This window comes from Scandinavium manionii, from assembly GCF_024764775.1.
Taxonomy (GTDB): Bacteria; Pseudomonadota; Gammaproteobacteria; order Enterobacterales; family Enterobacteriaceae; genus Scandinavium; species Scandinavium manionii.
The window spans coordinates 75,884-88,893 of the sequence record NZ_JALIGC010000034.1; the positions used below are offsets into that span (position 1 = coordinate 75,884).

11 protein-coding genes are annotated in these 13,010 nt (G+C 51.2%); 7 read left to right on the forward strand and 4 right to left on the reverse strand.

Going from position 1 to position 13,010, the window contains the following annotated elements; all coding sequences use genetic code 11:
- Positions 1-102: 102 nt before the first annotated feature.
- From sppA to chiD, 4 genes are all read left to right on the forward strand, one after another.
- Entirely contained in the window at positions 103-1,956 is a 1,854-nt protein-coding gene (gene sppA / locus MUU51_RS05255) for a signal peptide peptidase SppA (protein ID WP_258967279.1), read from the forward strand.
- Positions 1,957-2,008: 52 nt separating this feature from the next.
- A complete protein-coding gene (gene ansA, locus MUU51_RS05260; RefSeq protein ID WP_159775330.1) occupies positions 2,009-3,025 on the forward strand; it encodes an asparaginase in 1,017 nt (338 codons plus the stop codon).
- An 11-nt stretch (positions 3,026-3,036) separates the two neighbouring features.
- Positions 3,037-3,678, forward strand: coding sequence for a bifunctional nicotinamidase/pyrazinamidase (gene pncA / locus MUU51_RS05265; RefSeq protein ID WP_159775328.1), 642 nt, complete (start codon positions 3,037-3,039; stop codon positions 3,676-3,678).
- Positions 3,679-3,837: 159 nt separating this feature from the next.
- Positions 3,838-5,091, forward strand: a complete 1,254-nt coding sequence (gene chiD / locus MUU51_RS05270; RefSeq protein ID WP_258967280.1) for a chitinase ChiD — start codon at positions 3,838-3,840, stop codon at positions 5,089-5,091.
- A 72-nt stretch (positions 5,092-5,163) separates the two neighbouring features.
- On the opposite strand, the gene MUU51_RS05275 is transcribed toward chiD, so the two are convergent.
- Positions 5,164-5,442 carry a YeaC family protein gene (locus MUU51_RS05275; RefSeq protein ID WP_159775324.1) on the reverse strand — a complete coding sequence of 93 codons (279 nt, stop codon included), beginning with the start codon at positions 5,440-5,442 and terminating at the stop codon, positions 5,164-5,166.
- A 42-nt stretch (positions 5,443-5,484) separates the two neighbouring features.
- Positions 5,485-5,898, reverse strand: a complete 414-nt coding sequence (msrB, locus tag MUU51_RS05280) for a peptide-methionine (R)-S-oxide reductase MsrB (protein ID WP_159775322.1) — start codon at positions 5,896-5,898, stop codon at positions 5,485-5,487.
- A gap of 338 nt (positions 5,899-6,236) precedes the next feature.
- On the opposite strand from msrB, the gene gapA reads away from it, so the two are divergent.
- Together gapA and MUU51_RS05290 are read left to right on the forward strand one after the other, a co-directional pair.
- On the forward strand, positions 6,237-7,232 hold the full coding sequence (gene gapA / locus MUU51_RS05285; RefSeq protein WP_159775320.1) for a glyceraldehyde-3-phosphate dehydrogenase: 996 nt from the start codon (positions 6,237-6,239) through the stop codon (positions 7,230-7,232).
- A gap of 86 nt (positions 7,233-7,318) precedes the next feature.
- Positions 7,319-8,203, forward strand: a complete 885-nt coding sequence (locus MUU51_RS05290) for a D-hexose-6-phosphate mutarotase (protein ID WP_159775318.1) — start codon at positions 7,319-7,321, stop codon at positions 8,201-8,203.
- 76 nt (positions 8,204-8,279) lie between these two features.
- On the opposite strand, the gene MUU51_RS05295 is transcribed toward MUU51_RS05290, so the two are convergent.
- Both MUU51_RS05295 and MUU51_RS05300 read right to left on the reverse strand, forming a co-directional pair.
- Complete coding sequence (locus tag MUU51_RS05295) at positions 8,280-9,545, reverse strand: oligosaccharide MFS transporter (RefSeq protein WP_258967281.1); 1,266 nt, start codon at positions 9,543-9,545, stop codon at positions 8,280-8,282.
- Positions 9,546-9,629: 84 nt separating this feature from the next.
- Positions 9,630-10,847 (reverse strand): alginate lyase family protein, encoded by a 1,218-nt coding sequence (locus MUU51_RS05300; RefSeq protein ID WP_159775314.1) that lies wholly within the window; start codon positions 10,845-10,847, stop codon positions 9,630-9,632.
- 325 nt (positions 10,848-11,172) lie between these two features.
- On the opposite strand from MUU51_RS05300, the gene MUU51_RS05305 reads away from it, so the two are divergent.
- Positions 11,173-13,002 (forward strand): DUF2264 domain-containing protein, encoded by a 1,830-nt coding sequence (locus tag MUU51_RS05305; RefSeq protein WP_258967282.1) that lies wholly within the window; start codon positions 11,173-11,175, stop codon positions 13,000-13,002.
- The last annotated feature ends 8 nt before the right edge of the window (positions 13,003-13,010 follow it).

A 13,010-nucleotide genomic window follows, 5' to 3' on the forward strand; every position in this document is an offset into this window, starting at 1 on the left:
GCCGGAGGCGATTCCTGCTGACAACCGGCGGCGGTGTCATTAGGATAGCCTCACGTCGCGCCTTCGCGGGCGGACACCTTTTCATTCAGACAGGGAGTAAACATGCGAACCCTTTGGCGATTTATTGCCGGATTCTTTAAATGGACGTGGCGTCTGCTGAACTTCATCCGTGAACTGGTGCTGAACCTGTTCTTTATTCTGCTGGTGCTGGTGTGCGTGGGCATCTGGATGCAGTTCAGCAGCAGTACCACTGAAACCGCAGGCCGTGGCGCGCTGTTGATGAATTTAACCGGCGTGGTGGTTGATAAGCCGTCCACCAGCAGTAAATTTGGTGCCATTGGCCGTCAACTGCTGGGCGCGAGCTCTGACCGCCTGCAGGAAAACTCCCTGTTCGATATCGTGAATACTATTCGCCAGGCGAAAGACGATCGTAATATCACCGGGATCGTGCTGGATCTGAAAAACTTCGCCGGGGCCGATCAGCCGTCGATGCAGTACATTGGTAAAGCGTTGCGTGAATTCCGCGACAGCGGCAAGCCGGTTTACGCCGTGGGCGACAGCTACACCCAGGGTCAGTACTACCTCGCAAGCTTCGCCAACAAGATTTATCTCTCTCCGCAGGGCACCGTCGATTTACACGGCTTCGCCACCAACGGGCTGTATTACAAATCCCTGCTGGATAAGCTGAAAGTCACCACCCACGTGTTCCGCGTCGGTACCTATAAATCCGCCGTTGAACCGTTTATCCGTGATGACATGTCCCCGGCCGCGCGTGATGCGGACAGCCGCTGGATTGGCGAGCTGTGGCAGAACTATTTGACCACCGTGGCGGCCAACCGTCAGGCCACGCCGGAACAGATTTTCCCGGGTGCGAAAGGCATGCTTGATGGCCTGCGTAAAGTTGACGGCGATACCGCCAAATACGCGCTGGATAACAAGCTGGTTGACGTTCTGGCGTCTAACGCCCAAGTGGAAAAAGTGCTGTCCAAACAGTTCGGCTGGAGCAAAGCGGACAATAATTATCGTGCCGTCAGCTACTACGATTACTCTCTGAAAACCCCTGCCGATAAGGGTGCCAGCGTTGCGGTTATCTTCGCCAATGGCGCGATCATTGACGGGGAAGAAACACCGGGCAATGTTGGCGGTGATACCACCGCGTCGCAAATTCGCGATGCGCGCCTTGATCCGAAAGTGAAAGCCATTGTACTGCGCGTCAACAGCCCTGGCGGTAGCGTCAGTGCTTCAGAAGTGATTCGCTCTGAACTGGCCGCCGCACGCGAAGCCGGAAAACCGGTGGTTGTTTCCATGGGCGGCATGGCAGCCTCCGGCGGTTACTGGATTTCAACCCCGGCAGATTACATCGTCGCGAACGCCAGCACCCTGACCGGCTCCATCGGTATCTTCGGCGTCATCAACACCGTTCAAAACAGCCTGGATTCCATCGGCGTGCACACTGACGGCGTTTCAACCTCGCCGCTGGCGGATATTTCGATGACTAAAGCGCTGCCGCAGGAAGTGCAGGACATGATGCAGCTCAGCATCGAGAACGGGTATAAGCGCTTTATTACGCTGGTAGCGCAGTCGCGGCACAGCACGCCGGAACAGGTCGATAAAATCGCCCAGGGCCACGTGTGGACCGGTCAGGATGCGAAAGCCAACGGTCTGGTCGATAGCCTGGGTGATTTCGATGATGCGGTCGCGAAAGCGGCGCAGCTGGCGAAACTCAATCAGTGGCACATTGATTACTATCAGGAAGAGCCGACGCTTTTCAATTCTGTTATCGACAGCCTGAGCGGTTCGGTTCGCGCCGCACTGCCTGAAGCCCTGCAGGCTTACCTGCCTGCGCCGCTGGTCAGTGCCGCAAACGTGGTGAAAGCGGAGGGCGATAAACTCGCCGCCTTCAACGACCCGCAGAACCGCTACGCCTTCTGCCTGACCTGCGCTAATATACGTTAATTCATATCCCCTCCACTGGAGGGGATTTTTCTTTCAGATTCAGTAACTCATCATGCAAAAGAAATCGATTTACGTTGCCTACACTGGCGGCACCATCGGGATGCAGCGCTCTGAACAGGGCTACATCCCCGTGTCCGGCCACCTCCAGCGCCAGCTGGCGTTGATGCCTGAATTCCATCGTCCGGAAATGCCGGACTTCACCATCCACGAATACGCCCCGCTGATGGATTCTTCCGATATGACGCCGGATGACTGGCAGCATATCGCCGAAGATATTCAGGCGCATTACGATGAATACGATGGTTTTGTCATTCTGCATGGCACCGACACCATGGCGTTTACCGCTTCGGCACTGTCGTTCATGCTGGAAAACCTCGGCAAACCGGTGATTGTGACGGGGTCACAAATCCCTCTGGCCGAGCTGCGTTCCGACGGACAAATCAATCTGCTGAATGCGTTGTACGTGGCGGCGAACTACCCGATTAACGAAGTGACCCTGTTCTTCAATAATCGCCTGTATCGCGGCAACCGCACGACCAAGGCGCATGCCGATGGCTTTGACGCTTTCGCCTCGCCAAATCTGCAACCGCTGCTGGAAGCCGGGATCCATATCCGTCGTCTCGGCACCCCACCGGCGCCATACGGCACCGGCGAATTAATCGTGCATCGCATTACTCCACAGCCGATTGGCGTGGTGACGATTTACCCTGGGATTTCAGCAGACGTGGTCCGTAACTTCCTGCGCCAGCCGGTGAAAGCGCTGATCCTGCGCTCCTATGGCGTCGGTAATGCGCCGCAAAACGGTGATTTCCTCAAAGAGTTGGCCGAAGCCAGCCTGCGCGGCATTGTGGTGGTCAATCTCACCCAGTGCATGTCCGGCAAGGTGAATATGGGCGGCTATGCCACCGGTAACGCCCTCGCCCAGGCGGGTGTGGTTAGCGGCTTCGATATGACCGTGGAAGCCACGCTGACCAAGCTACACTATTTGTTAACGCAGGGGCTGGACGTCGATGCGGTGCGTACCGCGATGCAGCAAAACCTGCGTGGTGAACTGACGCCGGACGAGTAAGGAGAGCCAAGATGAACGCACGCGCGCTGTTACTGGTGGATTTGCAGAACGACTTTTGTGCCGGGGGCGCACTCGCGGTGCCGGAAGGCGACAGCACGGTTGACGTGGCGAATGCCCTGATCCACTGGTGTCTGGTTCGCGGTGACGCGATTGTCGCCAGTAAAGACTGGCATCCGGCCAATCATGGAAGCTTTGCCCGTCAGCATCACGTTAAGCCCTTTACGCAGGGCCAGCTCGATGGTCTGCCACAAACTTTCTGGCCCGATCACTGCGTGCAGAATACTGAAGGTGCCGAGTTGCATCCTCTGCTGGCCGATCAGTTTATCGACGTGGTGTTTCCGAAAGGTGAAGCGGTCAATATTGACAGCTACAGCGCCTTTTACGACAACGGCCATCGGCAGAAAACCGGGCTGGACGACTGGCTAAAAGCGCAGAAAGTCTCCGAGTTGATCGTGATGGGCCTGGCGACGGATTACTGCGTGAAGTTTACGGTGCTGGACGCCTTGAAACTTGGCTATGAAGTGAATGTGATTACCGACGGCTGTCGCGGGGTGAATATCAACCCGCAGGACAGCGCCCAGGCATTTATGGAGATGGCCGCCGAAGGTGCTACGCTCTACACCTTCGCCGACTGGCAGGAAACCCAGGCGTGATCCCTGCCCGGCATCACGCCGGGCATTTCCCCTCGAATACAATAATTTGAAGCTTTCTCGCAGTTTTAGCGAAGCGGCAATGCTACGCTTTTTTGGCTTTTTTTTCGCCACGCCCTTGTGTGGCGTGCGTGTTTATTTATCAGTCAAAGAGGAAATTGTATGAAGCTTATGCCTGTTCTGGCAGCCTTACCCCTGCTCTGCGCTCCTTACGTATTTGCCACAGATCTGATGTCCGTGGGTTATTTCAACGGTGGCGGCGATGTGACAGCCGGCCCCGGCGGAGATATCGACAAGCTGGATGTGCGCCAAATAACCCACCTCAACTACTCGTTTGGCCTGATTTACAACAATGAAACGGGTGAGACTAACGACGCGTTGAAAGACACCGGCAAACTGCACCAGATTTGGCTGTCGCCAAAAGTGATCGCCGACTTGCACAAAATCCCTGAACTGCGCAAACAAAATCCACGCCTGAAAGTCCTGCTCTCAGTCGGTGGCTGGGGTGCCCGAGGCTTTTCCGGTGCCGCTGACAGCAAAGAGAGCCGGGAGGTGTTTATCCGCTCCACCGCTGACATCGTCAAAACCTACGGACTCGATGGCATCGATCTCGACTGGGAATACCCGGTCAACGGCGCCTGGGGTCTGGTCGATAAACAACCGGAGGATAAAGACAACTTTACCGCCCTGCTTAAAGAGATGCGGGAAACATTACCAAAAGAGAAGTTAGTGACCGTCGCGCTGGGTGCCAACGCCGAAAGCCCGAAAAGCTGGGTTGATGTGAAAGCCATCGCACCGTATCTGAACTACATCAACCTGATGACCTACGATATGGCCTATGGCACGCAGTACTTCAACTCGAACCTGTACGACTCAAGCCACTGGCCAACGGTTGCCGCTGCCGATAAGTACAGCGTCGACTTTGTGGTGAACAATTATCTCGCGGCAGGACTGAAACCGGAGCAGATGAACCTGGGCATTGGTTTCTATGGTCGCGTGCCGAAACGCAGCGTGGAACCCGGTATTGACTGGTCAAAAGCGGATGCGGCGAAAAACCCGGTGACGCAGCCCTACTTCAGCGCGCAGGAAACAGAACTGTTCAAATCGCTGGGCTATGACCTGACGAAAGACACCTACGTAAAGTACAACGATATTGTCGGCAAGCTGATTAACGATCCGCAGAAACGCTTTACTCAGCACTGGGACGATCAGGCGAAGGTGCCATGGCTGTCGGTGCAATCAGCCGAAGGCAAACCACTGTTTGCGTTGTCGTATGAAAATCCGCAGTCAGTTGACCTGAAGGCGCAGTACATCAAGGAGAAAGGTCTGGGCGGCGCGATGTTCTGGGAGTATGGCGCGGACGACCATAACCGGTTAGCGAAGCAGCTCGCGACGTCGTTGGGGATTAAACACTAACGTAAGATAAACCGGGCTGACAACATCGGCCCGGTAGGCCCGGCAAGCGCCAGCGCCGCCGGGCGAAACCTCTTACAGCATCTTCATCGTCGCAATCGGTTTTGGCGCGAGGCCAAAATCCTCTTTTAGCTGCTGTTTACTTTTCATCACCATCTGTCCCTGAGTGTCGATTGTCATATGCTGCGCGTCGGTGTTGTAACGCGCTTGCCAGAGCATCACCAGCTGCAAACAGTTCTCTTTCTGTTCCGGCGTTAACGCGACGCCATCCGGCCATTTCCCCAGCTCTACGGCTGTCGCCAGACGCTGATAAACGTCCTCAGTCATGCCGTCGATAATTTGCTCAATTTCCATGATCGGGTCCGCTCCTCAGGAATAATTTGCTGAATCGTTTCTTCAGCCCTTAGTTTGGTCGCCATTTTGATCATCGGTGAAGCTCAAAGAGGCCGAATTGACACAATAGCGTTCTCCGCTCGGTTGCGGGCCATCCGGGAACACGTGACCGAGATGCGCGTCACAGTTTCCGCATCGAATCTCTGTGCGCTGCATACCATGAGAGTAATCATTCAGATAACGAATGGCTGTGTCGCTTGCCGGCTCGTAGAAGCTCGGCCAGCCGCAGCCAGAGTCATATTTGCTTTCCGCGTTAAACAGCGGCGCATCGCACACCAGGCAGTGGTAAAGGCCGTCACGCTTGTTGTGCAGGAGGCGGCCGGTGAACGGCGGCTCGGTTCCGTGATTCTGCGTCACGTAAAACTGCATTTCGCTAAGAGCGCTTTTCAGCTCTTCCGGGGAAGGTTTGTTAGCCATATGCTCACATCTCGCTGTATAAGGGACCACTTCTGCCACGATTCTAACAAAACATTAACAATGAAGTGCGAACTTTTGTTCTAAACTTATTCGTTGCGAAAGGGCAGCCAGGTAATTGTGACGCACGTCACATTTTTATCTCCTATGGCCTTTAAAATTCCCGCCGCAGGCCGCATATGGAAATGAGCCCAATGGATGAGTGAGGCAGTCAGTCGCGCAAAGGTTGTGCACAGGATTGATTTGTCGCAATGATTGACACGATTCCGCTTGACGCTGCGTAAGGTTTTTGTAATTTTACAGGCAACCTTTTATTCACTAACAAATAGCTGGTGGAATATATGACTATCAAAGTAGGTATCAACGGTTTTGGCCGTATTGGCCGTATTGTTTTCCGTGCTGCTCAGGAACGTTCTGACATCGAGATCGTTGCAATCAACGACCTGTTAGACGCTGAATACATGGCTTACATGCTGAAGTACGACTCAACTCACGGTCGTTTCAACGGCACCGTTGAAGTGAAAGACGGCCACCTGGTTGTTAACGGCAAAACTATCCGTGTTACCGCAGAGCGTGACCCGGCTAACCTGAAATGGAACGAAGTTAACGTTGACGTCGTTGCTGAAGCAACAGGTCTGTTCCTGACCGACGAAACTGCGCGTAAGCACATCACCGCTGGCGCTAAAAAGGTTGTTCTGACTGGTCCTTCTAAAGACAGCACTCCTATGTTCGTTAAAGGTGCTAACTTCGAAAAATATGCTGGCCAGGATATCGTTTCTAACGCATCTTGCACCACCAACTGCCTGGCTCCGCTGGCAAAAGTTATCAACGACAACTTCGGCATCATCGAAGGTCTGATGACGACTGTTCACGCGACCACCGCAACTCAGAAAACCGTTGATGGCCCGTCTCACAAAGACTGGCGCGGCGGCCGCGGCGCAGCACAGAACATCATCCCTTCCTCTACCGGTGCTGCTAAAGCTGTAGGCGTTGTACTGCCAGAGCTGAACGGTAAAATCACTGGTATGGCGTTCCGCGTTCCTACTCCAAACGTATCCGTTGTTGACCTGACTGTTCGTCTGGAAAAAGCAGCGTCTTACGAAGAAATCAAGAAAGCAATCAAAGCGGCTTCTGAAGGCGCAATGAAAGGCGTTCTGGGTTACACCGAAGACGACGTTGTTTCTACCGACTTCAACGGCGAAGTTTGCACTTCCGTGTTCGATGCTAAAGCAGGTATCGCACTGAACGACAACTTCGTGAAACTGGTTTCCTGGTACGACAACGAAACGGGTTACTCAAACAAAGTTCTGGACCTGATCGCTCACATCTCCAAATAAGTTGAGATGAGACACTGATCCAAAAAGGCGACCTCGGTCGCCTTTTTTATTGCTTCACGTTTACGGCTAACCTTTAGGATTGCACCATGATTAACAAAATTTTTGCTCTCCCGGTAGTTGAACAACTTACCCCTGTCCTCTCTCGTCGTCAGCTTGATGACCTGGAGCTGATTGTCGTCGATCACCCGCAGGCTAAAGCCTCATTTGCCCTTCAGGGCGCACACCTGCTCTCCTGGAAACCTGCCGGAGAAGCCGACGTTCTGTGGCTCAGCGATAATACTCCATTTAAAACAGGCATCGCCCTGCGCGGCGGCGTACCAATCTGCTGGCCATGGTTTGGCCCGGCGGAACAGCAGGGTCTGCCTGCGCACGGTTTTGCGCGTAATCTGCCGTGGAACCTGAAAGCCCATAACGAAGACGACAATGGCGTGGTACTGACTTTCGAACTGCAGACCAGTGAAGAAACGAAGAAACTATGGCCGCACGACTTCACGCTGTATGCGCGTTTCAAAGTGGGTAAAACCTGTGAAATCGAACTGGAAGCGCACGGTGAATTCGAAACCACCTCTGCCCTGCACACCTATTTCAACGTCGGTGACATCAGCGCGGTGAAAGTGAGTGGCTTTGGCGACCGTTACATCGATAAAGTGAAAAATGCCGAAGAAGGCGTGTTGACCGATGGCGTCCAGACCTTCCCGGACCGCACTGACCGCGTATATCTGAATGCTGAAGGCTGTAGCGTGATCCATGACGGTGCACTGGGCCGTAATATTGACGTTATCCACGGCCATCAGAGCAACGTAGTCGGCTGGAACCCAGGCCCTGCGCTGTCCGTTAGCATGGGTGATATGCCAGACGACGGATACAAAACCTTCGTTTGCGTCGAAACGGCCTGCGTAACCACGCCGCAGAAAGCGTCCGGAGAAAAACCAACGCGTCTGTCGCAGACTATTCGCGTCGCGAAACGCTAATCATTATTTAAAGGTTAAGAAAGGAATCACTGACTCCTTTCTTAACTTTCTCTCTCGCTTCTGAGCACAATGTTGTTTAACTCATTGAATTTTTTGGTATGAGCGCAACTTGTGGAGGTGGCATTTTGTTATTCTTTAGAAAAAGAGCAGAAATCAGCGTAAAGACCAGTACGTAAGAACCCATCACCAGATAAGTATGTGCAAACCCAATACGCTCGTATAAATAGCCCGCAAGCGGGGAAAGTAACGTCGTGCCAATGTAATTCACGGTCTGATAACCGAATAAGTACATTAGCGCATTCACTTTCTTATCGAAATTCATCTCCAGGTATTTGAACACCGACACCAACAGGAACGCCATTTCGATGCCCCAGGATAGTTTAATCAGCCCTATCGCCAGGATGCTCGTGGCCAGTCCAGAACCGATAAATCGACCCGCCACCACCACCCCGGTGATCAAAAGCCCATATTTTGGCCCAATACGGTTAACGATAGCCGGGGCGATCATCATGAAAATAAACTCACTAATAAAGGCCGCGGCAGTTAAATAACCAAATAAGGTATGACCCTCTTCAGGTGTTTTGGTGAAGTGCAGGAAGAATCGAGGATATTGTTGTTCTGCCACAAACAAAATCCAGACGATGCCACAAACGTAAACCACAAACGACCAGAACTCGCGCTGGACAAAAAGATGACGGACGTCTTTAACCGTTGTTTTTTCTTTCGCAACGATACGCTCTTTCATATCCGAACTGACATCCAGTTTCAGCAGGCTGACAACCACCAATATCAGTAATGCGCCTACCGTACTGATACCAAAATTGTACATCGGGTTAATGTTGAATATATATCCGGTTGCCCCTGCTGAAACTACGGATGCCACCGCCCCCCACATTCTTAATTGCCCGAACTCCAGTTCAAACAGTCGGCCAAAGCGGTCGAGGTAAGATTCTAACGCAGCCACCCCCGCGTAATATCCCAGACTCAGGAAAACACCGCCACAGACGATACCGAGATAGAGAAAGTGCTTTAACAATGGCTGATAGATAAAGTAGAAAAATGGAAATATCGACATGGATATAATCGTAATAAAAAACAACAAATGTTTTTTCAGGCCCAATCTATCAATCAACAGTCCATAAACAGGTTTAATAAGGACGGCACAACATCCATTAACACCATAGACAATACCGATGGCGACACCATCAAGCCCTATTTTCTCTGAGAGCCAAAAGGTATACGTATCAAGCGTTGCTTTCCATGAAATAAAGTACACAAGGCATAACAGGCTCAGGAATATATATACCTTCCGGCGTGCTTTTCCATTTACATCTGATGACATATCCGTTCTCCTTAAGTATGGAGGCATAGTCCATCATGTGAAATAAAACCACCATGGATTCTATATTTTACGTAGAATTATTTATCAGCGCTTATCGATTATGGGTGATGTAAGCGTGGTGATATCATCCGGATATTTAGCCCGAAGCCACTGTGCTTTTTGCCTGAATACTTCATCGTCAGGCCAGGCATGTACCGCAGTTACCATATTGAAGAGCGCCGTTTTATCGTCCCATTTATCGATATCTTTCCATGGCCAGGAAGAGGTACCATTAATCCAGGAGGCAATATAACCATATCCTTTTCGCAGATTATGGTCGTCAAGATTGAAATTCCACAAATCGATATTCACTTTTTCAGCCAGTCGACCAAGTCGACTGTAGGCTTCCAGATTAAAGTTGCTGTAGTGCCACGGTCTTGTGCGTTCCAGTTCCGCCATTTGCCGTCCCTGAATATCAAAATGGCCGGCGATACGACGTAGTTGCGTGATTTCGAGTTGTTTCTTTGCTGCGGACGTATTCCCACTGAACAGGGCAAAACTGGCAGCCTGAAGGTCGTACCAGGAACCATGGTTATTGTGCCAATTTGCTTCTTCAAAGCCATTTTGACTGGTATTCATCCAGGTGTAGAAATGACCAAACCAGGATTTCAGATCCTGATACTCCGTCTGCGTCATTAAGCCTGTGGGTTTTAATATTTCAATGGCATCGACCACATCGACTAGCGCCCGACTATCAATAATACCAATTCCACGGCCGGTATTAATTCCCGGGATTGCCTGAGCATATTCGAGATTAGGATTCATACGCGTTGCAGACGATAAGAACCAAACTTTGATCTGATCGGTTGCCTTCTGCGCATAACGTTTATCATGAGTGAAATACCATGCCAGTGACAGAGTTAAAACATCATTGCTCATCGCTACCAGACGGGTTTTATCCGTCGCATCGCTATTCGCCGCTGGATTAGTTTGTCCATCCTTACGAATATAGGGCAGACCATCCGCTTTTTTCGGGTCTGGCCACCAGTATGGCGGGAAACTGTAATAATCATGTTTATCGCCACTGCTGGCGACCAATGACTTATCCATCACTGACAAGTTTTTATGCGTTAGCGCACTGTCGGCTTGTTTAATTAGTACAGCGAATGCTTGCTTAAAAACAGGGTTATTCGCCTGAATCTGCTGTTGGCTGTAATCTAACTCTTTTTCAGTCAGTGTTAGCGGCTGCGCATACAGTTCAGCGCTCATGCTGATAGTAATAGCAGTCAGCAATAATAGTTTTCTACAATGATTGACGGGCATGGCTTATTCCTCTCAATGATCAACGGCCCTTAAATTAGCATCATTCAAATTTAATAAATTCGTACAGATCACAAAACCAGTCTTTATCAAACCGTCCGTTCACATATTATGGAACGATATTTCATTCTGATTTAATGATTGATGTTATAAATATAATACCAATCAAAAATAGAACATGAAGAACCTATAAACCTCATGAATGCGTGATTTGAAATAGCGTTTTGATTTGTGACGAGGCCCACTATAAATTCATGTGCATTATGATTATCTTTGTCCTGCTTCATTATCTCTGAAATGTTCAGATGAATTTTCACAAGGACATTACATGCAACAGCAAAGCATTACGCTAGATAATCCGTTACGCGATCGCGATGATTTGCTGCTTTTTACGCAGGAGATGTTATCTGCTGTTGCGAACTACAGAAATAACCAGATCAGTGGTTTCGATTTAGCCAATTTCACTGCGCATTATGGCCACGAACGCTCACATATGGAGGCATTTTCCCGCCAGCTCTGGGCCGTCGCACCGATGTTAGCGGCAGGTGATATTCCAGAGCACTTTGCGTTTTATATTCAGGGCATCAAAAACGGCACAAACCCTGACCACCCTCATTACTGGGGAGACCCGATTGCTTACGATCAACGCGTCGTCGAAATGGCCGCATTTGGTCTGTTGTTGGCTATAGCCAGTAAACCCTTGCTGGCCCATTTCAATGAGCAAGAACGGCTACAGTTATGCCAATGGTTGAAACGTTGCGAAGACCAGCCTATCCCCGATAATAACTGGCATTTTTTTCCTGTCCTGGTGCAGGTGGGCTTTTATCATTGCGGAATGCCTGTCAATACGCAGCTTATCGATGATCATTTCGCCGCAATGGAAAAATATTACCTTGGCGAGGGGTGGTACTCCGATGGGGCTGACCGGCCAAGAGATTATTACATCGCCATGGGGTTCCATTTTTACGGGCTCATCTATGCCACGCTGATGAATGAAAGCGATCCTGTGCGATGTAAACAATTGCGTGAACGGGCCACGCAATTTGCCAGCGATTTCCTCTATTTCTTCACCGATGACGGGGATGCCATTCCCTTTGGCCGAAGTCAAACCTACCGCTTTGCGCAGGTCGCCTTCTGGAGTGCGGTCGCCTGGTCAGGCCTGGATGTTTTTCCACCAGGTGTGGTGAAAGGGATTATCCTGCGCCATTTACGCTGGTGGCTAAAACAACCTATTTTTGACCGCGACGGCGTACTCAGTGTCGGCTATAGCTATCCCAATTTGATCATGTCGGAAGAATATAACGCGCCGGGTTCCCCCTACTGGGCGCTGAAAAGTATGCTGATTCTGGCCTTAGGAAAAGAGAGTCCATTCTGGCAGACCCCAGAATTGCCGATGCCACCGAGAAAATCTCTGCATGTGATTCCGGTGACTCATCAAATTTTAGTCAATCAGCACTCCGCCAATCATCTGTGGATGATGACCTCTGGCCAGTTTGAGTTTAACCGCTTCGCAAACTCCGAAGCTAAATACTGTAAATTTGCCTATTCAGCTCGCTATGGATTTACCCTTGAACGGGATCGTAACGGTCTGGGGCATGCCTCAGCGGACTCCATGCTGCTGCTCAGCGAGCATGATGGCTATTGGCGTGGCCGGCGCGAATATCTTGCTGTCAGCACCCTAAATGGCGTCATCTGGAGCCATTGGCAACCCTGGAAGGATGTACTTATCGACACCTGGCTGCTGGTTTTAGGTGACTGGCAAATACGCGTCCATCAAATCCAGACCCAAAGAGAGCTTGAGACAGTTGAAGGCGGTTTCAGCCTGGTGAACCGGCCGCTTCCGCAATGCGATAACGCTTCGGGGCATAGTCGCATCACCACCGCGACAGATATCAGTGCCATCTATTGCCTCAATTCCGTCTCCCGCCAGGGTGAAACCGTCCTGACCGCGCCTAACAGCAATATCTTGTTTCCCGATCGCGCCATTATTCCGCTGCTACGAGGCTCGCTCAGCGTGGGTACACATCTGCTGATCACCGCAGTTATCGCAGGTGAGCAGCCCCTCGGGAACATCAGTGCGGTGCCAGCGGCACTGAGTGAGGGGGACCACATTACCTTCACGCTGGCGGATAAGACGAAAACGATCTCATTAAAATAGAGGGTGTG